The organism is Paratractidigestivibacter sp., from assembly GCF_963660155.1.
In the GTDB taxonomy this organism is placed as follows: domain Bacteria; phylum Actinomycetota; class Coriobacteriia; order Coriobacteriales; family Atopobiaceae; genus Paratractidigestivibacter.
This window is the reverse complement of the sequence record NZ_CAVKWG010000049.1, coordinates 30,038-56,609: the sequence shown is the minus strand read 5'-3', so window position 1 is coordinate 56,609 and position 26,572 is coordinate 30,038. Positions and strand designations below refer to the sequence as shown.

Annotated in this window: 20 protein-coding genes; 7 read left to right on the top strand and 13 right to left on the bottom strand. The window is 64.4% G+C overall.

All coding sequences use genetic code 11. The features are described 5' to 3' along the window. Window positions 1–82: 82 nt before the first annotated feature. The 5 genes from U5709_RS10195 to U5709_RS10175 all read right to left on the bottom strand — a co-directional run bounded on the left by U5709_RS10195 (window position 83) and on the right by U5709_RS10175 (window position 3,946). Window positions 83–748, bottom strand: coding sequence for a DUF4230 domain-containing protein (locus U5709_RS10195; RefSeq protein WP_321972258.1), 666 nt, complete (start codon window positions 746–748; stop codon window positions 83–85). Window positions 749–820: 72 nt separating this feature from the next. Further along, window positions 821–1,585, bottom strand: coding sequence for a hypothetical protein (locus U5709_RS10190; RefSeq protein ID WP_321973333.1), 765 nt, complete (start codon window positions 1,583–1,585; stop codon window positions 821–823). Then, entirely contained in the window at window positions 1,563–2,813 is a 1,251-nt protein-coding gene (locus U5709_RS10185) for a hypothetical protein (RefSeq protein WP_321973332.1), read from the bottom strand. The genes U5709_RS10190 and U5709_RS10185 overlap by 23 nt, the downstream gene beginning before the upstream one ends. Before the next feature lie 21 nt (window positions 2,814–2,834). Then, a complete protein-coding gene (locus U5709_RS10180) occupies window positions 2,835–3,053 on the bottom strand; it encodes a hypothetical protein (RefSeq protein WP_321973331.1) in 219 nt (72 codons plus the stop codon). A gap of 332 nt (window positions 3,054–3,385) precedes the next feature. Next, window positions 3,386–3,946 (bottom strand): prolyl-tRNA synthetase associated domain-containing protein, encoded by a 561-nt coding sequence (locus U5709_RS10175; RefSeq protein WP_321972262.1) that lies wholly within the window; start codon window positions 3,944–3,946, stop codon window positions 3,386–3,388. Between the two features lie 553 nt (window positions 3,947–4,499). On the opposite strand from U5709_RS10175, the gene U5709_RS10170 reads away from it, so the two are divergent. Next, window positions 4,500–6,788: a hydratase gene (locus tag U5709_RS10170; protein ID WP_321973330.1), complete on the top strand. Its 2,289-nt coding sequence runs from the start codon at window positions 4,500–4,502 to the stop codon at window positions 6,786–6,788. A 110-nt stretch (window positions 6,789–6,898) separates the two neighbouring features. Next, complete coding sequence (locus U5709_RS10165) at window positions 6,899–7,465, top strand: sugar O-acetyltransferase (RefSeq protein ID WP_321972264.1); 567 nt, start codon at window positions 6,899–6,901, stop codon at window positions 7,463–7,465. A 69-nt stretch (window positions 7,466–7,534) separates the two neighbouring features. Here U5709_RS10165 and U5709_RS10160 read toward each other — a convergent pair whose 3' ends face one another. Continuing rightward, a complete protein-coding gene (locus tag U5709_RS10160; protein WP_321972265.1) occupies window positions 7,535–8,488 on the bottom strand; it encodes a phosphatase PAP2 family protein in 954 nt (317 codons plus the stop codon). Between the two features lie 124 nt (window positions 8,489–8,612). Here U5709_RS10160 and U5709_RS10155 point away from each other — a divergent pair, with 124 nt between their 5' ends. After that, window positions 8,613–9,296: a TIGR00730 family Rossman fold protein gene (locus U5709_RS10155; protein ID WP_321972266.1), complete on the top strand. Its 684-nt coding sequence runs from the start codon at window positions 8,613–8,615 to the stop codon at window positions 9,294–9,296. On the opposite strand, the gene U5709_RS10150 is transcribed toward U5709_RS10155, so the two are convergent. Further along, a complete protein-coding gene (locus tag U5709_RS10150) occupies window positions 9,200–9,829 on the bottom strand; it encodes a PadR family transcriptional regulator (RefSeq protein ID WP_321972267.1) in 630 nt (209 codons plus the stop codon). The two genes, U5709_RS10155 and U5709_RS10150, sit on opposite strands and share 97 nt — an antisense overlap. Window positions 9,830–9,963: 134 nt before the next feature. On the opposite strand from U5709_RS10150, the gene U5709_RS10145 reads away from it, so the two are divergent. Beyond that, entirely contained in the window at window positions 9,964–11,928 is a 1,965-nt protein-coding gene (locus tag U5709_RS10145; RefSeq protein WP_321972268.1) for an FAD-dependent oxidoreductase, read from the top strand. Window positions 11,929–12,148: 220 nt separating this feature from the next. Here the strand turns inward: U5709_RS10145 and U5709_RS10140 are convergent, their stop codons facing one another. Beyond that, the gene (locus tag U5709_RS10140) at window positions 12,149–13,525 is read right to left on the bottom strand and encodes an ATP-binding protein (RefSeq protein WP_321972269.1); all 1,377 of its coding nucleotides are present in this window, start codon (window positions 13,523–13,525) and stop codon (window positions 12,149–12,151) included. After that, complete coding sequence (locus tag U5709_RS10135) at window positions 13,525–14,238, bottom strand: LytTR family DNA-binding domain-containing protein (protein WP_321973329.1); 714 nt, start codon at window positions 14,236–14,238, stop codon at window positions 13,525–13,527. Before U5709_RS10135 ends, U5709_RS10140 begins: the two co-directional genes overlap by 1 nt. Before the next feature lie 128 nt (window positions 14,239–14,366). On the opposite strand from U5709_RS10135, the gene U5709_RS10130 reads away from it, so the two are divergent. Beyond that, the gene (locus U5709_RS10130) at window positions 14,367–17,180 is read left to right on the top strand and encodes a glycoside hydrolase family 3 C-terminal domain-containing protein (protein ID WP_321973328.1); all 2,814 of its coding nucleotides are present in this window, start codon (window positions 14,367–14,369) and stop codon (window positions 17,178–17,180) included. 232 nt (window positions 17,181–17,412) lie between these two features. On the opposite strand, the gene U5709_RS10125 is transcribed toward U5709_RS10130, so the two are convergent. Then, entirely contained in the window at window positions 17,413–18,795 is a 1,383-nt protein-coding gene (locus U5709_RS10125; protein ID WP_321973327.1) for an ATP-binding protein, read from the bottom strand. Continuing rightward, window positions 18,792–19,499: a LytTR family DNA-binding domain-containing protein gene (locus U5709_RS10120; protein WP_321973326.1), complete on the bottom strand. Its 708-nt coding sequence runs from the start codon at window positions 19,497–19,499 to the stop codon at window positions 18,792–18,794. Before U5709_RS10120 ends, U5709_RS10125 begins: the two co-directional genes overlap by 4 nt. Before the next feature lie 201 nt (window positions 19,500–19,700). Between U5709_RS10120 and U5709_RS10115 the strand changes: the two genes are divergently transcribed. Beyond that, window positions 19,701–22,811 carry a glycoside hydrolase family 3 protein gene (locus U5709_RS10115; protein WP_321973325.1) on the top strand — a complete coding sequence of 1,037 codons (3,111 nt, stop codon included), beginning with the start codon at window positions 19,701–19,703 and terminating at the stop codon, window positions 22,809–22,811. A 238-nt stretch (window positions 22,812–23,049) separates the two neighbouring features. On the opposite strand, the gene U5709_RS10110 is transcribed toward U5709_RS10115, so the two are convergent. Next, entirely contained in the window at window positions 23,050–23,748 is a 699-nt protein-coding gene (locus tag U5709_RS10110) for an SDR family oxidoreductase (protein WP_321972275.1), read from the bottom strand. Beyond that, a complete protein-coding gene (locus U5709_RS10105) occupies window positions 23,748–24,485 on the bottom strand; it encodes a VUT family protein (RefSeq protein ID WP_321972276.1) in 738 nt (245 codons plus the stop codon). Before U5709_RS10105 ends, U5709_RS10110 begins: the two co-directional genes overlap by 1 nt. A 396-nt stretch (window positions 24,486–24,881) precedes the next feature. On the opposite strand from U5709_RS10105, the gene U5709_RS10100 reads away from it, so the two are divergent. Then, the gene (locus tag U5709_RS10100) at window positions 24,882–26,225 is read left to right on the top strand and encodes a CAP domain-containing protein (RefSeq protein WP_321972277.1); all 1,344 of its coding nucleotides are present in this window, start codon (window positions 24,882–24,884) and stop codon (window positions 26,223–26,225) included. Window positions 26,226–26,572: the final 347 nt, after the last annotated feature.

Sequence of the window (26,572 nt, the reverse complement as noted above, 5' to 3'; positions counted from 1 at the left end):
TCAGCACGAAGAACGCGATGAGGACGGCCGCTGCGACGGCGATGGCGATAAGCGCCTTAGGCGGGATGTTCATGCTCGTCTCCTACTCAGACGCGGCGTCGCGCCAGCTGAACTCGACGGTGTAGGCGTCGCCGAGGGCCGAGTTGAACATGCCACGGATGTTGTCCTCGGTGTTCTGCTTGGCTTCGTCGAAGATGCCGCCGGCGGCGATCTCGGTCTCGCTTTGCTCGATGCACTTGCGCTGGAAAGCGTCGACGTCCTCGACGTGAATCGGGTTCAGCAGGTTGTTGTTCTCCTCCAGCACGCCGGATTTATCCATGTCCGGCGTGTTGGAGATGATGTAGGGCGCGTCGAGCGTCACGGTGATGGTCTTGCCGTCGGCCGACGTCTCGTAGGTGGCCTTCTTTAGGTTTACGCCCACCTTGATTGTGCCGCAGTAGCGGTACCAGAAGCTGTTCTCGGTAAAGGGGATGTGGATGATGTCGAACAGCGTGTTGTCGTCGGTGGACTTGTCCACGATGTTGTACTGCTGCGAAGCGCTGACCATCTCGTTTTCGGACACGATGCGCGAGAACACGATCGACGGGCTCAAGGTGTTCGCCTGCCGGTAGCGCGCCTCCCCGGCGCGAAACAGCGCCGAGATGCCGAAGATGCCGACGAGAAGGCCGATGATGAGGCCATATACGAGTATCTTCGGCTTGGTGAGAAAGAAACTGAGCTTCTGGTTCGACAATTTCTTGAGGTCCATAGGGGACTCCTTCGATTAAATATCTGATGTTATGCCGTGAAGTGCCGGCGCGGCGTTGCCGCGGCGTTCGGCCTATGCCGTGACGAAGCCGCCGATGCCCTCCATCACGAAGTCCTCGGCGATGTCGAAGGCCACGTTGCCCGCGGCGTCGGACACGTCGCCCTCTGAGTTGAGCGAAACGGCGGCGCTGGCGGCTATAAGGGCGATCTTCGGCGCGTTGGCGATTAGCGGCCCGGCTGCTTTCGACGAGCAGGCAACGAGCGCCGTTGTGGGCGCCGCGCCGCCGGTGGCGACGGTTATCGTCACGGCGACGAGAACCACGCCCGCGCCCATGAGCGCGACCTCGGTGACGCGCTCGAACGTGTCGTCGTAGTCGCTGACCGCGTGCACGATGGTCTTGCCGTTCTCGTCGAGGTCGAAGACGTACTTCTCGCCGCCGAAGCGGGCCTCGAGCTCGCCTAAGGTGCTGCCGAAGAACTTGGTCTCCTTGGTGTTGAAGGCGTACTGCTCGAGGTACTCCTTGGACAGGTAGACGGCCTTGACCTCCTGGACCTCGAGGTTCTGCGGGTTGCCGTCGGCGTCGAGGTCTGCGGTGATGTAGTCGAAGACGGCGTCCTGCAGCTTCTCGGCGAGGCTCGAGTCGACGGTGGAGGAGGCGTCGACCTCCGCGAGCGCTTTGGTGGCCTCGGTTTGGGCGCCGTCGCTTGCCGACTGCTGGCCCGCCGCTGCCCCCGCGGGTTGTTCCTGCGTCGTTGCCGCGGGGGTGCCGCAGCCCTGCAGCGCGAGCGCCGCGCTGAGGACGCAGGCGATCGTCTTAGTTGTCCTTGGGCTTCTCATCGGACACCTCCTTTGCTTTGAGTTCGGCAGCCTTGCCGCCCTTCTTCGCGAACGCGACCGCGCCTGCGGCGACGATAACCACGGCCACAATCGGCACAATGGGCAGCGTGACCGCCTTCTCGGCCTTCGCCTCCGAGGGGTCCTCCTCGGCCGCGGCGTCGCCTGCCTCGGCGACGGCCGGCGACTCCGGCCACTGGATCGAGCCGTCCTCGGCGATGGTCGCGCCCTGATCCATCATCGTCTTAATCTCCGACAAGCTGTAGCCGGTGATGGCATAGCACTTGAGCAGCGGCTCGTTGCCTACGTAGATGACCTTTTCGGTTGTTTGGTTGGTGGCGGGGTTCGTGGCCGTGATGGTGTAGATGCCGGACTCTGTGTAAGACGTGCCGTCGCTCGCGGGCTCGTTGGAGCGCACGTCCACGAGGTCGGTTCCGTTAGACGAGAGCACCGAGCGCTTGACGTAGATGTCCAGGTAATGCGATTTGGCGAAGTCGACCATAAAGCCGTTCTCGGTGACGGCGCTGTCGGTCAGCTCCGAGCCCGTGGCGGAATCCAACAGGAAAACCATCGCGTTGCCGTTGCGCACGGAGAACTTGAAGCGGATGGTGTAGCTGTTGTACTCGGGCAGGATGGAGAAGGACGGGATGGGGCCTATGGAGGGTGTGGTGCGCGCGTCGTTCTTGACTTCGTAGTCGAGCGCCACCTCGTAGTCGCCCTCGGCGAGCGTGGCCACGGCCGTCTCGGCGCCCGCCTCGATGCCGGCGAGGTAGTTGACGTAGGTCTGCACCTCGGACTCGTCGTTTTGGTAATTGGTCTGGCGAATGAGCAACGTGCCGCGACCGAAGCCGGATTCGGTCTTCTCGGTCTGGAGGCGCTCGTCGTAGCCGTCCGAGTCGTCGGATATGGTGAGCGTCGATTTGCCGTCGAGGCAGTCGATGTCCTGGTCGAGGCGGAACTTCAGCGTGACGTCGTCGCCGGCGGTCTTGAGGAAGGTGACCGCGTCGCCCTCGCGCTGTACGTTGGTGAAGCCGGTGAGATAGAAGCGTCCGATGCTCCAACCGTAGTGCGGGTCTTTGGCCGAGACGTCGTCGCTCTTGGCGTAGCCCTCACCTGCGTTGACGGTGGTCCCGAGGTAGTAGACCTGGTCCTCCGCGCGGGCGGCCGCGGGCAGCATGAGCGCGCACAGCAGCGCGAGGGCAGGCAGGATAGACAGTCGTTTGGTGCGCATGGGGCCTTCTTTCTTTATGCGTCAGGCGCTCGCGAGCGCCGTTTCTATGCGGGTTCGGATCTGGTCGGTGGCGCCGGGGCCGGCCCAAAGGTCGATGGCCAAGGCGAGGCCGGGGTCCTCGAGTTCGCGCGCGATGTCTTCGAGCTGCGGTTTGTTGAGTTCCGCGGCTGTGGCGGGGTCGTCCGCCAAAAAAGCGGGGATGAGGTCTAGCGACACACGCTCGGAGATCAAGGCGGCCAAAGCCGAGCCGACGTCATCCGCGGCGGAGGCAAGAAGCGCGCGGGCGCCCAGCAGCTTGCTCTGGAGCTCCTCGATCTTCTCGGCGAGGCGGTCGGCGTAGTCTTGCAGCAGGTCGTCGTCGGCTCGCCCGGCGTCTGTCAGGCGGTCGAGCTCGCGCTTGGCCTCGGGCAGGCTGAGGCCCCGCGACTTCTGCGCGGCGAGGGGGTTCTTGCGGTGAGACGGTTCGCGGGCCGAAAATCGCAGTTATAGCGCTTCAATGGGTGCTATAACTGCGAATTTCGGCCCGCGAATGAATCAGGCGCATTTTCTGTTGGGAGAGACGTTGGAGGAGACTAGAGCTCGATGTAGGTGAACGGGCTGCCGTGGTCGCGCAGGATGGTCTCGAGGTCGGCCGTTCTCAGGTGCACGCTCGCGGTGTTGCTGCAGGGGTGGCAGCCGATCCAGCCCCAGCGCTCGAAGTCGGCGTCGAGCGCGACCTGCACGGCCCGCGCCTCGTCGTTCAGCGCGCAGAACGGCGAGACGGACCCCGGGTAGATGCCGACCTTCTCGGCGAGGTCGCCCGCCGACGCGAAGCTCAGGCGCTTGCTGCCCAGGCGCTCCTGCAGCGCCTTGAGGTCCACGGTCTTGTTCTCGGGCACCGTGACCAGGTAATAATTGCGGTGCTTGGGGTCGCGCAGGAAGAGGTTCTTGGCCTCGTGCTCGGCAAACGGCAGCTTGGCCGTGGCCTGCGCCTCCTCGACGGTAAACACGGGCGGGTGCTCCACGGCCTCGTACTCGACGCCGCGCGCGTCCAGCAGCGCGTAGATGTCCGCCTTGGTGAGCGCCCCGGGTATCGTGCGCGTGTCTTCCCAAACCCGCCTTGTTTCCTGCGTTCCCGTTTGCGCTCCCGCCATGGTTGCCTCCTGTCGTCAAGATCTCCACACGGCAGGATACCAGCACATCGGCCGCGGATCTGGGGCCGTCTTCGGCAATTACGTTATCTGGCCCACGGTTACCTGCATAGCGTCGCAGGCCTGTGGTTCGGAGCCTCATCCGCGGCCCCCGGGCGGCTCCGTGTGCAAAAAATCAGGGATGGCGGCAGTTTTCCGAGCACTGCCCGAGTATCCGGATTTAGAACAGCTCGTCTACCTGCGGTTTTGTTGGGCACTAAGTGGGGAATACTCGGCCGGTCCTCAAAAAACTGCCGCCATCCCTGATTTTTTGCAGCGGGCGGGCCCGAAAGCGCCGTTATGCGGGTGGTCATGGGCCGCATTTTGCTTACTGGCGCGTTTTCGTGGCCGATGCTGCCGCAAGTTCCGTAAAGCCTTGGCCCGTGCCGACGTTTTGGGCGCCGCCGCATTCGGTAACCCGCCCGCAAACTCCGTGTGGATAATAGAACCACTTGCATCGACGCGCGACGCGCGTCCCTACGTCCCGGGGAGGGCCCGGGGGAGAGCGGGGTCTTGCATGGTCAAGCTGTACGACGAGGGCATCTACCTGCGCGGCGGCGCCGAGGTCATCCCGGCGAGCCAGGCCGCGGCGGCGGGCATCGACGTCGCGCCCGAAGACGCCAAGAAGGGCACCATCGCCTATTCCATCCTTCAGGCGCACAACACCTCCGGCGACCCGGGCATGCTCAAGGTCCGCTTTGACGCCATGGCCAGCCACGACATCACCTTCGTCGGCATCATCCAGACTGCCCGCGCCTCCGGCATGGAGAAGTTCCCGCTGCCCTACGTGCTCACCAACTGCCATAACAGCCTCTGCGCCGTCGGCGGCACCATCAACGAGGACGACCACGTCTTCGGTCTTTCCGCCGCAAAGAAGTACGGCGGCATCTTCGTGCCCCCGCACATCGCCGTCATCCACTCCTTCATGCGCGAGAACTTTGCCGGCTGCGGCAAGATGATCTTGGGCTCCGACTCCCACACCCGCTACGGCGCCCTGGGCACCATGGCCGTGGGCGAGGGCGGCGGCGAGCTCGCCAAGCAGCTGCTGCGCGACACCTACGACGTTGCCTACCCGGGTGTCGTCGCTATCTACCTCGAGGGCGCGCCGCGTCCCGGCGTCGGCCCCCACGACGTGGCCCTGTCCATCATCGGCGAGGTCTTCAAGTGCGGCTACGTGAAGAACAAGGTCATGGAGTTCGTGGGCCCCGGCATCGCGAGTATGACCACCGACTACCGCAACGGCATCGACGTCATGACCACCGAGACCACCTGCCTCACCTCCATCTGGGCAACCGACGAGGATACCCACGCGTTTCTCGCCGAGCACGGCCGCGGCGAGGACTACCAGAAGCTTGCGCCGGCAGACGTTGCCTACTACGACGGCTGCGTTCGCGTCGACCTCTCGGCGATCAAGCCCATGATCGCGCTGCCGTTCCACCCGTCCAACGCCTTTACCATCGAAGAGCTCAACGATAACCTGACCGACATCCTGCACGACGTTGAGGTCGAGGCCGCCCGCATCGGCGGCGAGAAGGTCAGCTTCTCGCTTCTGGACAAGGTCCACGATGGCAAGCTGCACGTGCAGCAGGGCGTTATCGCCGGCTGCTCCGGCGGCAACTACGGCAACGTGGTGCAGGCCGCCCGCGCCCTCAAGGGCAAGAACACCGGCTGCGGCGAGTTCAGCCTGGCCGTCTACCCCACGAGCCAGCCCGTGGCCCTCGAGCTTGCCAAGAAGGGCTACATGTACGACCTCATGGAGGCGGGTGCCATCGTGCGCACGGCCTTCTGCGGCCCGTGTTTCGGCGCCGGCGACACCCCCGCCAACAACGGCCTGTCCATCCGCCACACCACGCGCAACTTCCCCAACCGCGAGGGCTCCAAGCCCGGAAACGGCCAGCTCAGCGCCGTCGCGCTCATGGATGCGCGCTCCATCGCGGCCACGGCGGCCGCAGGCGGCGTCCTCACCGCGGCAACCGAGCTTCCCGATGAGACCTGGGACGAGAAGTGCGAGTACCACTTTGACTCCGCCCCCTACGACAAGCGCGTCTACTGGGGCTACGACAAGGCCGACACCACGCTTGCGCTGGTGGAGGGCCCCAACATCAAGCCGTGGCCTGCCATGGAGCCTCTGGGCGAGAACATCCTGCTCAAGGTCTGCTCCAAGATCATGGACCCGGTGACCACCACCGACGAGCTGATCCCCTCCGGCGAGACGAGCTCTTTCCGCTCCAACCCGCTGGGCCTGGCCGAGTTCACGCTTTCCCGCCGCGACCCGGACTACGTCGGCCGCTCCAAGGCCGTCGACGCAGTGGAGAAGCAACGCGTCGCAGGTCAGAGCCTTATTGAGGCTGACCCTGCGCTTTCCGAGGTCTTCTCGGCGCTCGGACGCGCCGGCGTTGCCGCAGACCCCGCCGCCGCCGAGTACGGCTCCATGGTCTACGCCGTCAAGCCCGGCGACGGAAGCGCCCGCGAGCAGGCCGCCAGCTGCCAGCGCGTCATCGGCGGCCTGGCCAACATCGTCTCCGAGTACGCCACCAAGCGCTACCGCTCAAACGTCATGAACTGGGGCATGGTGCCCTTCCAGATGACGGGCGAGCCCAACTTCGAAGTCGGCGACTACATCTATGTGCCCGGCATCCGCTCGGCCATGGACGCTGACCTCTCCGACATCGCGGCCTACGTGGTGCGCGCCGGTGGCGAGGTCGAGAAGGTCAAACTCTTTGTGGCCGACATGACCCCCGAGGAGCGAGCCATCGTCAAGGCCGGCTGCCTGATCAACTTCAACCGCGAGAAGGCCGGCAAGTAAGGCTCGCGCGCAACCGCAGCGCAAAGGCGCGGGGCTCATTCGGCCTCGCGCTTTTTTCTCCATGTTTGACCTGTGGTTTATTGATAAGAAACCCTTAGGAAGGACCTCGCATGACCGAGCTCGAGAAGCTCCGCGCTGGACTTGAGTACCACTTCGACGACCCCGAGGTCGCCGCGCTCAAGCAAAACGCTATCAATCAGTGCGCCGCCTACGCCGCCATCGACAGCCGCGACTCTGCCGCCCGCCGCGTGCAGCTCGAGGCCATGCTCGGCAAAATCGGCGAGCGCGTCTGGATCGCCGACACCTTTAACTGCGACAACGGCAAGAACATCACCATCGGCGACAACTTTACCGGCAACTTCAACCTTACCATCCTGGACATCCGCGAGGTGACCATCGGCGACAACGTGATGATCGGGCCGAACACCATGATCACTACCGTGGGCCACCCGCTCTCGCCGATGGCGCGCCGCCAGAACGCGGCCATCGCCAAGCCCGTGAGCATCGGAAACGACGTGTGGATCGGCGGCAACGTGACCGTTTTGCCGGGCGTGAGCATCGGCAACAACGTCGTGGTGGGTGCAGGCGCCGTCGTGACCCATGACGTTCCGGACAACTGCGTCGTGGCCGGCGTCCCCGCCCGCAAGATCCGCGACATCGTCGACGACACGAAGTAGCCGCGAGGAGAGGACAAAGGGACAGTCCCTTTGTCCCGTTGCAGTTTTGATGCAGGGATTGGGACTGCTTTATCGCTTCTGGAGCTTGGCCACGAGCGACATCGCCGCGGGCACCATGACCATCGCGTAGAGCGCGACGGCGAAGAAACGGATCACGTTCTTTGCCGCGGCGCCGACGACGGCCGCGAGAGGCGCCGCGAACAGCTGCAGCATCCCGTAGAAGGGGATAAGCGCCACGACGGCCACGACGGCGCGGTCGCGCATGGTGAGCTCACGGTCGAAGGCGAATCCGCGGCGCTCGATAAAGCGGCAGGTCACATAGCCGCCGAGCATGCCGAGGCCCTCGAACGAGTCGTTCGCCATCTTCAGGGGGTCAACGAGCAGGGTGCCGTCGGCGTTGTAGTCGAGCGGATAGGGCTTCAGGTAGTAGAAGGCTCCCGCGGCGACGCAGAGCGCCAAGCCGCCAATCATCACGTAGAGGTCGCGCTTGGGATCTTCGTCGGTCCAGGCTTCCAGCTTATAGATCGCGAAGATGGAGAGCGCGGTGGTGCCGAAGCCAACGATCACGTCTTGCGGGGTGTGGACGCCGAGGAAGTTGCGCGAGAACATCACGAGTGCCACGCAGACCCAGCACACGATGCAGAGCGCTCGCCGCCCTTGCCTGCGCAGCCACTCGCCGGTGCCGCCGAAGCAACCCGTCGCCCAGGTAGAGTGGCCGCTGGGGAAGGAATACCCGGTCGCGGCCACCTTCGCGTCGCCGTAGGGCAGCACGCGCGCGTCGCGGATCCACGGGCGATAGACGCAGAACGTGAGCTTGAGCAGGCCGTTCATAAAGAGGCCGAGCGAGAATCCGCCGAGAATCCTCTTGCCGCCTTGGCGGTCGAGCGCCCAATAGACGAAGCAGATGAGCATGAGCGGCAGCTCGCTGACGGCGATCTTGCTTATGATGCCCATGAGTTCCGGCAAGAAAGCGCCGCTTGCGTCGCGCAGGTTTTGAAGAAGTAACAGGTAATCGATGTCCATGTGGGCTCCTCGAGTCGGTGACCTGCTCTATTCTAAGCACTGGCTGCACCGCGCAACTCGAGGGCGGCGTGGGCGCGCCGACCTATCGGTTAAACGAGCGCCCGAGCGAACAGGAAGGAATACCATGGCGGACACGACCATCGAGCGCAGCTCTTTTGACACCGAGCAGTCCAAGGAACTCTTTTCTCGCTACGCCCGGCGCTTGGTCAGGATCCAGACCGAATTCGTCAACGGGTTCTGCGAGCTGGCGAACCTTGGGCCCTGCGTCGCCGTGTACGGTACGGCGCGCTCCAAGGAGGGCGATGCGGATTACGAGCTGGTAAGAAGCCTCGGCGTCGCGCTGGCTCGCCGCGGCGTGGCCACGATGACGGGCGGGGGCCCCGGCGCCATGGAGGCCGCCAGCCGCGGGGCGCACGAGGTGGGCGGCACCACGGTGGGGCTCGCCATCCAGCTGCCCCACGAGGAGAAAGCGAACCCCTGGCTGGACGTCTCGCTGGAGTTCAGGTATTTCTTCGTGAGAAAAGCCATGTTCAACTGGTATGCCGACGGCCATATCGTCACGCCCGGCGGCTTCGGGACGCTCGACGAGCTCTTTACGCAGCTCACGCTGATGCAGACGAACAAGGCAGCCGACGTGCCGGTCGTCTTTTTGGGCAAGGCGTACTGGGAAGGCCTCTTTGCGTGGCTGCGGCAGGCGCCGATCGACTCGCGCTACATCGATGGCCTGGACCTCAGCTCGTTGCTGATCACCGATGACGTCGATGAGGCCGCTGCCGCTGCCTGCGTCGGCATCGAGGCGCGCTCGTAGTCGAGCTCGAGGCAGCGGTTAAGCCAGCGACAGGTGCCCTCCTCGCGCTCGATGGCGCCCAGCAGCACGAGGTAATCGCTCCAAGCAGCGTCGTCGAGCGTGTCCGGCTCACCCCCGGTCAGCTGCGCTTCGTTTGCACGCAGGTGTTCGAGTCGCTCCTCGTGGATGCACAGCTGGTCTTGTAAGAGCGTCTCTCGCTCGCCGGCCTTTAAGCAATCGGAGAAAAATAGCTGCAGCCGGAACTCGTCTTTTGGCGTGGGCTTCGGCTTTTGCGGCTTGCGCTCCCAGGCAAGAAACGCGCGGTGTCCCTCGGTCGTTATGGAGTAGCGCTTCTTTTCCAGCGCGGAGCTGGCCGTCTCGACCTCGAACGTCACGAGGCCGTCGTCCGCGAGTGAGCGCAGCTCGGGGTAGATCTGACTGTGCCGCGCGCTCCAGAACTCGCTGAGCGACGAGTTGAACTCCTGCGTGAGCTCGTATCCGGTCATGTCGCGGCGGTCGAGCAGGCCGAGGATGGCGTATCTGAGGGTTCCCATAGGATCGGTCCTTTGTTTCTTTCGTAGGCGAAACCATTGTCGCATAGCCATACCTGTAAATCCAAACATGTAAATATTGACATAGCAACGACCAGCGGATTATCCTATTCTTGCCATCAAGTGAGAGGAGACTTATGTCCTGCGCAGCGTTCGTCCCGAAGTACCCGCACCTGTCGTCGCCCATCACCATCGCCGGCCAGACCTTTGAGAATCGCATGTTCTCGGCACCCATGGGCGGCACGGACATCACCAACGACGGCTGCATCGGGCCCAAGTCCACGGCCTTCTACGAGCTGCGCGCGTGGGGCGGCGCGGCGGCCGTGACCGTCTCGGAGTGCATGGTTCACCCCGCGACAGACGGCAGCCACGCTTATCACCTCGACGAATCCATCCTGAACTCGCTCGCTTCGGCCACATACACCGCCGACGCCATCAACCGCCACGGCACGGTGGCGAGCCTCGAGCTCTCGCACTCCGGCATGTACGCCGGCACCTACATGACCGACAAGACCCGCCAGCACGAGATGCACCAGTGGGGCCCCATGGACACCGTGCGCCCCGACGGCGTCGAGGTCCGCGCTCTTTCCGTCGAGCAGCTGCACGAGATAGCGGCTGCATACGGGCACGTCGCGGGCCTGGCCAAGCGCGCGGGTTTCCGCATGCTCATGATCCACGGCGGCCATGGCTGGCTCATCAACCAGTTCCTCTCGCCGTACTTCAACCAGCGAACCGACGAGTACGGCGGCAGCCTCGAGAACCGTTGCCGCTTTGCCGCTGAGGTGCTCGACGCCGTGCGCGAGGCCGTGGGCCCCAGGTTCCCCATCGAGTTCCGCCTGAGCGGCTCGGAGCTCTTCGAGGGCGGCTACGACATTGATGAGGGCGTGCGCATCGCTCAGCAGCTCGAGTCCAAGATCGACCTGCTGCACGTCTCGGCCGGCACCTATCAGCGCGGCTTCGGCAAGACGCACCCCTCCATGTTCGAGGACCACGGCCGCAACGTGTACCTCGCGGCCGAGATAAAGAAGCACGTCAACGTGCCCGTGGCCACGCTCGGCGGCTTGAACGACCCGGCGCAGATGGAGGAGATCATCGCTTCCGGCAAGGCCGACGTGGTCTACATGGGCCGCGCGCTCCTGGCCGACCCCGAGCTGCCGCGCAAGGTCGTCTCCGGCCGCGACGAGAGCATCGTGCGCTGCCTGCGCTGCTTTACGTGCATGGCCGAGCGTGCCGCCACCTCGACCCGCCGCTGCACCGTGAACCCGCTGATCGGCCGCGAGATGGAGGGCCGCGAGGTCGCGCCCGCCGCGACCAAGCGCCGCGTCATGGTGGCCGGCGGCGGCCCGGGCGGCCTCTATGCCGCTTATACCGCCGCGCGACGCGGCCACGACGTCGTGCTCTACGAGAAGGAAGCCGAGATCGGCGGCGTTCTCAAGGGCGAGCAGGCCATCGACTTCAAGCACGAGATGTTCGAGCTCGCGGGCACCTATGAGCTGCTCGCCCGCGAGGCCGGCGTCCAGATCCGCTGCGGCGTCGAGGTCAACCCGGAGCTCGTGGCGGCCGAGGCGCCCGACGCGCTCATCGTGGCCGTGGGCTCCGAGCCGCTGCTGCCGCCGATTCCGGGGTTGAGCGACCCGCGCGTGATCCTGGCCACCGATTATTACCAGCGCGTCGACGAGGTGGGGGAGGGCGTCGTCGTGCTCGGCGGCGGTCTTGCAGGCTGTGAGCTCGCCGTCTACCTGGGCAAACTTGGCAAGAAGGTCACCTTGGTTGAGATGCGCGACGCCCTTGCGCCCGATGCCAACGTACGTCACCGCCCGCTGCTGCTCGAGCAGGTCGCCGCGCACGTGGACGCCCGCTGCGGCCTGCGCTGCGTCGAGGTCGGCGAAAAGGGCGTGACCTGCGAGGACGCCAACGGCCAGCGCGTGCAGATCGCAGCCGACACCGTGATCTGCGCCCTCGGCCAGAAGCCGCGCGCCGACGTGGCCGCGAGCCTGCGCAACAGCGCCCCGTTCGTGCGCGTCATCGGCGACGCCGGCCGCGTGAGTACCATCACCAACGCCGTCTACGAGGGCTACCACGCCGCCCTGGACATCCGTTAAGTCAAAAACCCGCAAAAGGGACAGTCCCTTTTGCGGGTTTTCGGGGCGAATGGCCCCTGGGCACGGCTTGCGCGGGCTAAACCCTGACTATTTTCACTTTAAAATTGGATTTGCCGAGTAGTGTTCTGATCTCAACTGGGCAAACGTCGTCGTTTTGGGCGTGGCTACTAGGGATTTCCAATTTTAAAGTGAAAAAAGTCAGGGTTCCGTCTCCGAAGCCCTATTCGAGCGGCAGCATGAGGTCCAGGCGGAAGGTCCCGGCGTCCGCCACGGCAGAGAACGTGCCGCCGTAGCGCTGCGCCACGGCTTGCATGCTGCGCGTTCCAAAACCGTGGTTTACCTGGTCTTTCTTTGAGGTCAGCGGCAGCTTGTCGGGGCCCTCGCGCACCTCGCCGTCAAAGAAGTTTTCCACGTGGACGCTCGCGCATCCCATCGCGCGGCGCACCACCAGCGTGATCGAGCGTCGCTTGGGGTCGGCCAGTGCGCTCACGGCCTCGATGGCGTTGTCCAGCGCGTTGCCAAACAGCGAGTAGATGTCGGCCGGCGCCATCATGGCCAGCGCTTCGCCGTCCGCGATGCAGGTCAGCGTGATGTCACGACCCTCGCAAACCAGGCGCTTTTCCGTGAGGATCGTGTCCAGCGCCTCGTTTCCGGTCTTGACGCTGGAATCGTAGACGCGCACCTCGCGTGCCAGGTCGGCCAGCGCGTCGCCGCTCACCACAGCGCCGCCGTCTGCCAGCGAGCGAATCTGGTGCCGCAGGTCGTGGCACTTGACGTTGATCGCATCGATGTTTTCGCGAGAAAGGCGCAGCTGGCGGTCGTGTTCGGCAAGCAGGCGCTCGGTGACCTGGCGCTCGTGCTCCAGCTGCGACCGGAAGAGGATCTGGTACTCCACCCACAGGGTGCCTACGCAGGCCATTGCGTGAAAGAGCCGCAGCAACACCGAGAAGGCGATGCCCACGCCCGCGCCGTCCATGGCCTTGATCATGACGTCAAAGCCGATGATGCACACGCAAACCACGGGCATCATAAATGCAAGCGAATGGCTGTCGATATGTGCCAGGCCGTCGGAGTCGATGTGTCGTGCCAGAAACCACCACGCACCAAGCAGGACCGCGCAAATGCACAGCAGGTACATGGTCAGGTAGATGCCGGGCTGCGTGGGGTCCACGCCAACTTCGCGCAGCTGGCGGGCCACGAACTCCATGGTGCCCGAGGCCAGGTTCTGGATGGTGTAGCCCGCCGTGGCACAAAACATCGCCGACCATGCGGACGCCTCGCGCACCGCCCGGACCACAAGTACGCAGACGCAAAGCAGCAGCGAATAGCAGACGAACATGGCCACGTATCCCACGGCTGGTGTGATGGTGATGCTCGCCAGCGGGGCCAACATCGTCATGACCGCCGGCGTGCAGAAGCATGCAAACACAATGGCCGCCAGCCGCGCCGCATAGTTCGTCCTTGTCGGCAGCCTATGCGAGAAGAGCATAATTCCTGCAACCACCGCGAACAGCGTGATCACTGTTGAGGAGCCCTGTGCCAGCGGGCCCGCCGTTGCATTGGAGTACGTTCCCAGCCATACGGTGAGCTCGCCCATCAGATGCTCCCGCCGGCGTAGCGCGAGAAGGCCGCCATCGCCTCGGCTTTGCGTGAGCGCGCAATCGTGAGCTCGGTGCCGTCGCTCATGGTGACCAAAGCCGCACTCACGCGCGTGACGTGCCCCATGTTGACCACATAACCTGCAGCAATGCGACAGAAGCGCTCGGGGCCAAGCTGCTCCTCGGCGGCCTTCAGCGACCCGCGCATCCTCAGCGGCTCGGGCTCGCCAGCCACGTGCCAGTACAGGTCGTGCTTCAAAATCTCAACGAAAATCACGTCGCGTAAGGCAACGATGCGCAGGCCAGAAGCCGTGGGCAAGCTTACCGTGGCGGCATCATTTCTCGCCATCACCCTAAGCGCCCGACCCATCCGCAGCGCAAAGTCCTCGTAGCGCACGGGCTTGACCATGAAGTCCAGCGCGTCCACGGAGTAGCCGCGCACAGCGTACTGCGCCAGGTCCGTGACAAAGACGATCGGCGTCACCTCGTCGGTCTTGCGGATGATCCAGGCGGCCTCCATGCCGTTGATGCCCGGAAGCCCGATGTCCAAAAAGATGATGTCGGCAGGGTGCTGCCCGTCCAGCAGCTCGACGGCGCTGACCAGCACTTCGTTTGCAAACCGAACGTCCTTCTCGGCGCCAAAGCGCGCAAGGTAGTCGCACAGCGTTACCGCCGCGACAGCGTCGTCCTCTACGATAAGTGCTCGGTACACGTCGCCTCCGCGCGGCCGCGTCAAGTAAGTCATCACCTGCGCATTCTAAGTCACGTTTTCCCGTCCGCGCCGCTCGCCGCCTAGGATTCAGGCTGAATGTAGGCTGCCCATGGAAGGAAAGGGAATACATGACAGATCAGACAGAAAAGAAGGAACGCGTGCCGAGAAGGCCCAACAGGCCGCTTCTTGTGCTCGTGTGCCTGGTGGTGGCGGCAATCGTCGCCATCAACGTGGCGTTCTGGGGGCTTCTCGCCCCGCACCTGGACATCGTGAACGTGTTCACCAAGCGCCCGGACACCACGACCGAGACCTATCAGCAGGCTCGCCAAGACACCGCCGACATCACCGAGCAGATCGAGGCCGAGGGCATCATCCTGCTCAAGAACGACGGCAGCCTGCCGCTGGCCAACAAGAAGGTCAACGTCCTAGGCTCCACCGCAGGCAACAACTTCTCCTATGGCGGCACCGGTTCCGGCGCGGGCGACGAGTCCAGCAACGTGAGCTTCTACCAGGGCCTGGCCAACGCCGGCATTGAGGTCAACCCCGACCTCAAGAGCTTCTACGAGGCCAACGCCGCCAGCGCCATCGACTACGGCCTGGTGGGCACCGACTGGAACCTCTACGAGCTGCCCCAGTCCAGCTACGACGCCAATTGGGCCGCCGACGCCCGCGCGTACTCCGATACCGCGATCGTCGTCATCACCCGCAAGGGCGGCGAGGGCTACGACCTGCCCATGGACATGGCCGACTACAAGGGCTCCGAGGCCGGCCGCAGCTACCTCGAGCTGACCCCCAACGAGGAGGACCTTGTCGCCGTGGCCGAAGAGACCTTCGACCACGTGATCGTGGTGCTCAACAGCCCCAACGCAATGGAGCTCGGCTGGCTCGAGGACGAGCGCATCGACTCCGCCCTGTGGGTGGGCACCGTGGGCGCCACCGGCTGCAACGCCATCGGAAACGTGCTGACCGGCGAGGTTAACCCCTCCGGCAAGACCGTGGACACGTTCCCGTACGCCGTGGAGTCCGCGCCCAGCTACTACAACTTCGGCGACTACTCCTACAGCAACGCCACCTACGCCAACACCTCGATGTTCAGCGGCACCGGTGACGCTGTGGCCGGCCAGGACAGCTACCACTACGTGGAGTACCAGGAGGGCATCTACGTCGGGTATCGCTACTACGAGACCGCGGCGGCCGACGGCTACATCGACTACGCCTCCACCGTCCAGTTCCCGTTCGGCTACGGCCTGAGCTACACCACGTTCTCCGAGACCCTGGACAGTGTGGTTGACGACGGCACCAACATCACCTGCACCGTCACCGTGACCAACACCGGCAGCGTGGCCGGCAAGCAGGTCGCCGAGATCTACGTGGCCGCGCCCTACACCACCGGTGGCATCGAGAAGAGCTCCGTGGTTCTCGCCGGCTTCGACAAGACCAAGCTGCTGGAGCCCGGCGAGTCCCAGACGCTGAGCATCAGCTTTGCTCGCGAGGACATGGCCAGCTACGACTACTCCGGCGTCAAGGCCGAGGGCGGCGCCTACGTGCTGGAGGCCGGCGACTACGGCATCCAGCTGCAGACCGACTCGCACAACGTGGTGGCCAGCCAGACCGTCCACGTTGACGCCGATGTCATCTACAACGACGCCAACGACGGCAAGCGCTCCTCCGACGAGGTGGCCGCTACCAACCAGTTCGACGACGTGAGCAACGGCGACGGTCTTACCTACGTGAGTCGCGCTGACTGGGCCGGCACCATGCCCACCACTCGCGCCGCCGCCACCAAGGAGGCCACGGCTGAGCAGGTCAAGGCCCTGACCGACCCCGAGCCGCTGGACAACTCCGAGACCGAGGATATCGTCACCGGCAAGAAGAACGGCCTGACCTTGGCCGACATGAAGGGCCTGGACTACGACGACGCCAAGTGGAGCGATCTTCTCGACCAGGTGAGCCTGTCCGAGATGAAGATCCTGGTGGGCAACGCCGGCTGGCTGACCGCTAGCGTGGAGTCCGTGGGCAAGCCTGCCCTCGTTGAGTGTGACGGCCCCAACGGCATCAACAACCTGATGGTGGGCATCAACGGCACGCAGTTCACCGGCCAGAGCGTGCTGGGCCAGACCTGGAACGTCGAGCTGGCCTCTCGCCTGGGTGAGCTGTTTGCGGCCGAGGCCAAGGCCAACGGCGTGGCCGGCGTCTACGCGCCCGCCGTCAACACGCACCGCAGCGCGTTCGGCGGCCGCAACTACGAGTACGTCTCCGAGGACGGGCTTCTGGCTGGCAAGGTCATTGCCGCCGAGGTGAAGTCAATCCAGGCCAACGGCGTCTATTGTTACACCAAGCACTTTGCCGCCAACGACCAGGAGACCCACCGTGCCGACGGCGGCCTTGTGACCTGGCTGAACGAGCAGGCCATGCGTGAGATCTACCTGCGCCCGTTTGAGATCATCGTCAAGGAGGGCGGCTGCACGGGCATGATGAGCTCCTACAACCGCCTGGGCACCACGCCGACGGCCGAGAGCTATGCGCTGCTGACCACCGTGCTTCGCGGCGAGTGGGGCTTCCGCGGCGCCGTGATCACCGACTGCACCATGGCCGGGGCCACATCCGACGTCAACCGCAGCCTGCGCGCGGGTCAGGACCTCAACCTGAACTTCCTGCAGGACCTTCGGATGACGAGCGACACCACCGACACCGCGGCTGGCCACCAGGCGCTGCGTCGTGCCACGCACAACGTGCTGTACATGGTGGCCAACTCCGACGCGCTTGAGACCGGCACGGCGGGCATCGCTGGCACCATCAAGACCGGCATCGTTGTCTTTGACGTGGTCGTTGTTGCCCTGGTGGCGCTGTACTTCTGGCGTCGTCACGTAGGCATGGTCCGCTGGCGCAAGGCTGGCAAGCCCCGCGGCTGGATCTCCCGCAAGATCCACGGCGAGGCCTAGTCTGAGCTAGGCCGCCCCTGCACTCTTTCGGCCGGCTCCCGTCGCGGGGCCGGCCGTTTTTTGGTCCGAAAGGCCCTTGGATGCGGCCGGCGCGTAACGAACCCTGACTTTTCACACTTTAAAATCGGAAACCCCGAGTGACCCATGAAGCTCAACTGGGCAAACGCTGCCGTTTTGGGCACGGCTACTCGCAGCTCCCAAATTTAAAGTGGGAAAAGTCAGGGCTTTGTCGTTAGTTTTCTGCGGGAAGCAGCGCGTCCAGGGTAAAGACGCCGTCGTGTGCGCCGAAGGCGAGGGTCCCACCGTGGGCCTCGACGCAGCGCCGCATGCTCTGCGTGCCAAAGCCGTGGCCGTCGCCTATCTGCGTGGTCTGCGGCATGCCATCAACAAAGCGCAGGTCGCCGCCGTAGTAGTTCTCCACATGGATGCTTGTCAGCGAGCCCACGCGACGCACGACGACGCTGATGCTTCGCCGCTCCGGGTCGTCGAGCTCCACGACCGCTCGGATGGCGTTGTCCAGCGCGTTGCCAAACAGGGCGTAGATCTCGGCGGGGGAGAGCTGCCCCAGCGCGGACCCGTCGGCGATGCAGGTCAGCGTGATCCTGCAGCCCTCGCACACCAGGCCCTTCTCGGAAAGTATGGTGTCCAGCGGCTCGTTGCCCGTGCTGACCAGCGAGTCGTACACGGCCACCTCGCGCGCGATGTCCTCCAGCGCGCCCGCGTCCACCACGGCGCCGCCGTCGGCCAGCGCCCGGATCTGGTGGCGTATGTCGTGGCACTTCACGTTGATGGCGTCGATGTTCTGGCGGCTCAGCTGGTACTGCCGCTCGCGCTCGGCGGCCAGGCGCCGCTCGGCGTCCATCTGCGCCTCGAGCACGCGGCTGTAGAGCATCTCATACTGCACGAACAGCACAAACAGGCAGACCGCGCCGTGCACGCCGCGCAGCACCAGCAGCACGGCCAGGCTGTAGTCCAGCTTGTCCAGGTACTTGTTGACCACGTCAAACGCGATGACGGCGAGAATGACCATCAGCAGCACGGCCGTCATCTTTCGGTCCTCTACCTCGGAGAGGCGGCCGCGTCCTACGCGTCGGATGAACAGCTCGTAGGCCACCGCCAGCACCACGATGTAGATCGCGGCCGAGATGAGCCAGGCAATGGGCGAGGTGTCGGAAACGGTCACGTCCCCCAGGCTGCCGGGGTCCATGTCAAATGGTGTAAGCCGCCTGACCAGCAAGAATATGAGCTCGGCCAGGCCGCTCGCGATGTTTTGGATGGTGTAGCCGGCGCCCACGCAGAAAAACGCCTTCCACACGGAGGCCTCGTAGAGGCAGATGATGGTGGGGATGGCGGCCAGAAGCATCGCCACGGACGAGAAGAACGAGTACGCGCTTCTCGCCAGCGCGCCCGTGTCCATCATCAGGGCGCCGGCCGCGACCGTGGCCACCATCACGCAGAGGCCCCAGGCAGCGCCCAGCGCGACGGCCCTGCGGCGGAAGTCGTCGCGCCGCGGCAGCGAGTCCGTGATCATCAGCGCCGGCAGCAGCAGCTCGGCAGGCTGCGTGAGGCACAGCAGCACTCCGAGGATGCTCGCCAGGCCAAGCTCGGCCGTCATGCGCCCGCGCCCAGGTAGCGGCTGATTTCCTCCAGGCAGCGCCGCTTGTTGGCGCGGCTGATCCAGACGGTGGAGCCGCCTGTCAGCGTGACCTCGACGCCGTTCACGCCGCGCACGTGACCCATGTTGATCACGCAGCCGGAGGACACGCGCAGAAACGGCGAGCCGCCCAGCGTCTCCTCGGAGGCAGAGAGGCTTGCGCGCGCCAGAAACGTCTGGCCGTCTGCCAGCCGATACTCCACGTTGTGCCCGCGCACCTCAATGCAGATCAGGTCAGAGGCCGCAAAGATGTGCGTCTCGCCGTGCGAGGCCACCGTGATGGAGCGCCCGGCGCACCGATGCAGCACGCCCATCGCCCGGTCCATGCGCAGGGCGAAGTCCCCATACGAGAAGGGCTTGACGATAAAGTCCAGTGCCTCGGCGGCGTAGCCGCGCACGGCGTACTGGGCGAGGTTGGTCACAAAAACGAGAACCGTCGAGCGGTTGCGTTTGCGCAGTTCGATGGCCGCGTCCAGGCCATTGCCGCCCGGCAGGTCTATGTCCATGAAGAGAAGGTCAACGTCGGCGGCGTCATCGAGCCCCACGGCGCTCTTCAGCCTCGCGACCAAGAACGTCTCTTCGTGCGCCTGGCCGTAGCGCTCGATGGCGGCCTGGAGCTGCGACGCCGCGCCATCCTCGTCTTCCACTATCAGAATTCGGTGCATCTTTCCTCCCCGAATAGATGGTACGGGTCGGCCGACCGTCTACCGACGCCACCTCGGCGAGCGGCGAACCGGTTTTGCCGCCCCGCGCACCGATTTCGCCGCTTTGCGCACGGGCGGGTGACCGCGGCTACCTTTTAGCCTGAGGAAGAGTCCCCGCCGCGGCCGTCGTTCCGTGCGGGGCCAAGCGAGAAGGGAAGAAACATGGCAGATACGCCGCAGGGCGCCGCGCCACAGGGCGCCGACGCGCCCAAGGGCAAGAAGCCCAAGCTCAAGATGAGCAACCTCAAGTTCCGCGTGCTTCTCATCATCCCGATGGTGCTGCTGTTGTTGATCGCGCTTGCGGTCAACACGGCCACCTCGATGATGAAGTCCACGCTGGACACCTACGTCGGCAAGGGCGAGACCACCATCGTCACCCCGTCTGACAAGGCCGACTGGGACGGCAGCTACTATACCGAGGCCGCCTCGGCAGACGAGGCCAAGGAGGCCGCCTACGCCGTGGCCGCGCAGGTCCAGGACGAGGGCACCGTCTTGCTCAAGAACGACAACGCCGCGCTGCCGCTGGCCAAGGGCGCCACGGTCATGCCGTTTGGCTACGCCTACCTCAACCCCAGCTACGGCCAGAACGCCTCCGGCGGCTCGGCCAAGTGGGTCGCCGACCCCGTGACCCCCGAGCAGGGCCTTGCCGGCCTGACCATCGACAACGCCGCCGTGGACGCCATGAACGCCGCCGGCGAGGTTACGCCTCTGATCGAGGCCGAGGGCACCACCGCCGCCGGCGAGGCCGGCTCGCTTCTGGGCGGTGACTGCAAGCTCTACGAGTACGATCCGACCATCTACGACGGCATCGCCGCCAACCCTGACGCCACGGGCCTCGTGTTCATCACGCGCTTCGGCCAGGAGGGCCAGGACCAGAAGTCCGACGCCTACTCCGACGGCACCCGTCACTACCTGGCGCTATCCTCCAACGAGCGTGGCACCATCGCCGCTGCCAAGGCCAAGTGCGGCAAGGTCGTGGTGATCCTCGTCAGCTCCGCGCCCCTTGAGTGCGCCGACCTCATGGAGGGCGACCTGGCCGTCGATGCCGTGGTCTACTACGGTCACCCCGGCGAGCGCGGCTTCTCCCAGCTGGCCTCCATCCTAGACGGCGACGTCAACCCGTCCGGCCGCACCGTGGACATCTGGGCCTCCGACTTCCTGCGCGACGAGAACATCTCCCGCGCAGGTCAGGGCACCTATAGCAACCTGACGACCACCTCCAGCAGCTATACGGACGGCGGCACCTTCAACCGCGGCTACAACGAGTACCAAGAGGGCGTCTACATGGGCTACCGCTACTACGAGACGGCGGCCGAGGTGGACTCCACCTTCAGCTACGACGACGCCGTGGTCTACCCGTTTGGCTACGGCCTCAGCTACACGACCTTCTCGCAGACGCTTGACTCCGTCGTCGAGAATGGCGGGCAGGTCGTGGCCACCGTCACGGTGACCAACACCGGCAGCGTGGCCGGCAAGGAGGTCGTGCAGGTCTACAGCAGCTCGCCCTACACCGAGCTTGACCAGCAGGCCCAGATCGAGAAGCCCAGCTGCGTGCTGGCCGCCTTCGACAAGACCAAGCTGCTCGAGCCCGGCCAGTCCCAGACGCTCACGCTCTCCTTTGCCAAGGAGGATCTGGCCAGCTACTGCTATACGCACGACAACGGCGACGGCACCACCGGCTGCTACGTGCTCGAGGCCGGCGACTACGGCATCAGCCTGCGCGCCAACAGCCACGACGTCATCGCCACCGCCACGGTGAGCCAGGCCGAGACCATCTGGTACGACGGCTCCGACAACGACCACATCCGCGAGTCCGAGAAGGCCGCGCAGTCCGACGTGGACGCCACCACCGGCGAGGCCCTTGTCGACGACTCCGCCGAGTACAAGGCCGCAACCAACAAGTTCCAGCAGAGCTCGGACTACATGAACACCGACTCGCAGGTGCTCTCCCGCTCCGACTGGGCCGGCACCCAGACCGAGTTCCAGGCCACCAAGGAGATCTCCCCCCAGTTTGCCGAGGGCTCCGACCTTTTTGTGACCTTCGACGTCCAGACCGACGCCGCCTACGGCAACGTCGAGGGCAGCGAGGTCTACGTCGCCGAGCAGCCCACCTCGGGCGCCAAGAACGGCCTCACCGTCTCTGACATGCGCGGCCTTGATTATGACGACCCCAAGTGGAGCGACCTTCTCGACCAGATCGACTGGAGCGCCGACAAGGACAACATCATCCAGAACTTCTCTGGCGACGCCTACACCACGGCCGCGATCAGCTCCATCGGCCTGCCCGCCACCGTGGACATGGACGGCATCAACGGCCTCAAGGTCCAGGGCGCAGACAACGGCTACGACATGACCAAGAGCTCGTCGTTCGGGTTTGCGCCGCTCATGGCCAGCACCTGGAACGTCGACCTGATCTACCAGGTGGGCGCCGCGTTTGGCCAGGAGTCGCTGGCCAACGGCATCAGCGGCTGGTACGCGCCGGCCATTAACCTGCACCGCTCGATGTTCTCCGGCCGCGTCTTTGAGTACTACTCCGAGGACCCGCTGCTGTCCGGCAAGCTGGCCGCCGCCGCCATCAGCGGTGCCGGTGACCAGGGCATGTACTGCTACGTCAAGCACTTCGCCATGAACGAGACCGAGACCGGCCGCGCCGCCCTGGTGTGCACCTGGGCCGACGAGCAGGCCATGCGCGAGCTCTACCTGCGTCCGTTCGAGATCGCCCTTGAGGAGTCTCGAATGACGGTGCGCTACTCCGACTCCGAGACCGGCGAGGTCAAGAGCCGCATCATGCGCGCCGGCACCGCGGTCATGGCCACCCAGACGTGCATGGGCACGCGCCTCGGCCACACCAACGACGCGCTGCTCAAGGACCTTCTGCGCGACGAGTGGGGCTTTGAGGGCATGGTCATCTCCGACTACTGGACCTGGGGCGACAACAACCTGCGCGACCTCTGCGTCCGCACCGGCTGCGACACCTACCTGTGCATGAGCATGCCCGTCATGTGGAGCATCTCCGACTACGACTCCGCCACGGCGCGCACCGCCATGCGCAACGCGATCCACAACATCTCGTACACGGTGGCCAACTCCAACGCGCTGCAGGGCATGGTCCCGGGCAGCTACACCAAGACGGCCGTCTCCCCCTGGCAGATTGGCGTCTGGGTCTTTGACCTGGTTGTCGTTGCGCTTCTCGCCGGCGGCGTGGTGCTGATGGTCCGCCGCACCAAGGCCGTCAAGGCTCACCCCGAGCTCTACCGCGGCAAAAAGCGCTAAATGATACGAAGGGACTGTCCCTTCGCCGGTTTTCTTTGCCTGGACGCCTCACTTATGGCGGATATGCGACGTTGAGTTTGCCACCGCGTCGCATATCTGCCGCAAAGTGCGGCGAGACGGTGCAAAAGTCTGCGGATATGCGACGCGGCTCTAATTCGAGCGTCGCATATCCGCCGTTTTAAGTGGGTGTGTAAAAGGCTGGGCGCGCCAAGCGGGTCCGCGGGCCGCGGAAATACGTCTAATCGGGCCAGACGAACTCGGTGCGGCCGGCCTCGCCGCCGTCGATGAGCAGGTTTTGGCCCGTCATGAAACGGTTCGTCACGCCGATGAAGTAGATCCAGTCCGCGATCTCGGCCGGCGTGGCCCAGCGGCGCAGCGGCGTGAGGTCCATGATGCGGCCCCAGAGCTCGGCATCGTCCATAACGGGCCGGTTGAGCTCGGTCGACACGCCACCGGGGTCGATGCTGTTGCAGATGGCCTGCGGCGCGAGGCGCCCGGCGACGTTTTTGGTGTAGGCCGCCACGCCGCCCTTGCTCGCTGCGTAGGCGGGAAACTCGCTGCCCGTGTGGCCGCTCGCGGATCCGACCATCACTACGGCGCGGATGCGCGGCGCGGGGGTCCGTCCGAGCTCGCGCCTCTCGCCGGAAGCGTCGCCGGCAAAGGCGTAGCGCTCGGTCACGTTGATGGTCCCGCGCAGGTTGACGGCGATGTCGTCCGCCGAGCCCTGTACGCCGGCGTTGTTCACCAAAATCTCGGGCTCGAGGCCCGCGGGCAGGCTCGCCTCATCCGTCACGTCGCAAATAAAGTGCTGGTAAGAAGGGTGCTCAAGGCTTGCGGGCGCAACATCGAGCCCCCAGACGCGGTGCCCCTCGGCCAAGAACTTCTCGGTCGCGGCGAGCCCGATGCCCGACGAGGTCCCGGTGATAAGGATGTTCATTACGCGCGCGCCTCGAGCTCGGACGCGTGCTTCTGCACGTAGGCCTCGCCCACGCCCTCGCGCTCCCAGCCGGAAGCGACGCGGAAGCCGACGGGGGAGAGCAGGATCTCGCAGGCGAGCTCGGCTAGGGCGCCCGTGATGGAGCAGGTGATGACCTGTACCGGCGTCCAGCCAAAGAAGTTGTACGACACGATGAGGGCGAAGACCAGGTTGTCGACGAACTGCCCGATGCCGGTGGAGACGTAGCTTCGCAGCGCGAACTTGGCAAAGCTTCCGTCGTCGGTGAGGTGCCCGATGAACTGGTTGACGTGCGAGTTCACAAACGACGAGCAGAGCATGGCCGCCGAGCTGCCGAGCACGACGTACCACGAGCCGCCGATGGTGGCGTTGAGCGCCGAGTTGACCTCGGTGAGGCCCGTGTCGTAGTAGGCGCCCCACATGCCGGGCGCGAGGCTGACGAGCCAGAACAGTAGGCTCACCGCGAGGTTGCACCCGAGCGCGAGGATAGACATCTTAACGGAGGCCTTCGGCCCGAAACGCTTGCAGATCATGTCTTGGCACAAAAACGCGATCCACGAGAGGGTGAAGCCGCAGTCGAGCGCGAGGTAAGGGAAGCTCACGAGCTCCTTGTTTGCCAGCAGGTTCATGAGAATGACGCTGACGACGAACACGGTGACGGTGGAAGCGGGGACGCTTCGCAGGAGGACCTTGTAGTCCTCGATGATGTCCTTAAACATACGTATTCCTTTGCTCCTTTGGTTTTAGCTTCTAACGCGCTGGATATCGGACCCGAACAGCGCGGATCGCCGGCCCGAGGGCAGACGCCGTAGGAGAGGATACCACGGGATTCGCGGGCGCGCGGCGCAGCGCGTGCCCATGCGTGCAAAAGCACGTTCAGCGGCTCGACTGCAATTTGGGGACAGACACCTTTTTGCATGCGCGTCGTGGTCGCGAGTATATCGCCGAATCTTTGGGTCTATTACCGATACCGAGGTTCGTGTTCACAAAGGTGTCTGTCCCCAAATTGCAGCCGATGCCCATTTGATTGCCTTGATGAACGCTTAATCTTCGGCGAGAGAATATGAGGTATATATTAAGTAATTATCAGCATTGCCTTTACGAAAGGAGAGCTCATGAGAAGCGCTCGGTACAGTGGTTTCGCCGTCGTGCTGGCCCTTTCGCTGCTCGGCATGGCTGCTCTGCCCGTCGCTGCTTTTGCCGAAGACGGCGTGTTCGCTACCGTTCTCTCAGATAGCGCGTTCCACCCGGAAGATCAGGTTGCCTGTGCTGGGTCCGCGACCGACGGCGACGAAGCCGCCCACGACGCAGACGACGCCGATTACGCGGGCGCTGCCGATGTCATCTCCGACGACGGAGCCGTCGAGGCGCGTGATTACGACGCGTTTGATCCCCTTGTCGAGGAGGATGTGGCTGAGGTCACGCTCGCTTCTTCTTCGGATGCCGTCATCACCCTCAACGGAACGATGCGCTACGACTTCGCCGCACAGCAGCTCACGCTTTTGAACAACGAGCGCTCCAGCGCCGGCAAGAATCGCCTGGTCATGAACTCGACGCTCCAGAAGGTCGCCATGCAGCGCGCGGCCGAGGCGGCGGTTTATTTTTCCCACACGCGTCCGAACGGCACCAAGTGGTCGACGGCGATCCCCAGTAGCGTGGATTGGTATTCGATAGGCGAGAACCTGGCCATGGGACAGACGACGCCCGCTGCCGTTACCACGGCTTGGATGAACAGCGCGGGCCACAAGCAGAATATGCTCTCGGGCGACTACACCTCGGTGGGCATCGGTTGCTTCTACTATGGCGGCACTTATTACTGGGCGCAGACCTTTGCCGATGCGGGGTCTGAGAGCTACGTGTCCAAGTCGTCGCAGTCCGGCTCCGAGACGATTTACGTGAGCTACAGCACGGTCAGCAAGGCTACCGTCGACAAGGTCTTGGCCAAAGGGTCGTCGAGCAGCTCGTCTTCGAGCGGGTCGTCTTCACGCGGCTCTGGCTCCGACAGCTCCGGCTCGTCGTCCGGCAGCTCCAAGAACACGAGCGCAAACACCATGTATCGCCTTTACAACCGCTATACCGGCGAGCACTTCTATACCGCGGATGCGGCCGAGGTCTCTAAGCTCGACGCCGTCGGCTGGGACTACGAGGGCATTTCGTGGTACGCGCCGAAGTCCTCCTCGACCCCGGTATATCGCCTGTACAACAAGTACGCCCCAGGCGGTGATCATCACTATACCCTCGACGAGAAAGAGGTCGAGGAGTGCAAGAAAGCCGGTTGGACCTATGAGGGCATCGGTTGGTACTCGGCCGACACGAGCGACGGCGTCCCGCTGTATCGCGTGTATAACCCGTATGCATCCGTGGGCACGCACCACTACACCACGAGCTGGGCTGAGATCTCGGGCCTGCGAGAGGCCGGCTGGAATTACGAGGGAATCTCCTGGTACGGAAACAAATAAGCGCTTGAATCGCGCGCGTCAATGCGTCGCCGGCCTTGGGTCGGCGATTTTTTTGTTGCTGTGCGTACCCGGTGACCTGAATCAGCGGTCATCCGGTCCCAACGGCGATGAGAATATTCGAGCGCCTCGCGTGTTGACTAAGCTCGAAGCGGCGCACGATGTCGCACCAGTTGACGTCGGAGCTGACGATTTCGAAGGAGCCGCCGAAACGAGCCTTTTAGGCTCTCGACCTCCGTTTGGGTCTCCGTATCGCTTGTATTGTCGAACTAAACACCTACTTTGACCAGCGCATCATTGATGTTGTCGGGGTGCCCAAAAGGTATCGTCGGGTTTCCGAGGACTTTTTC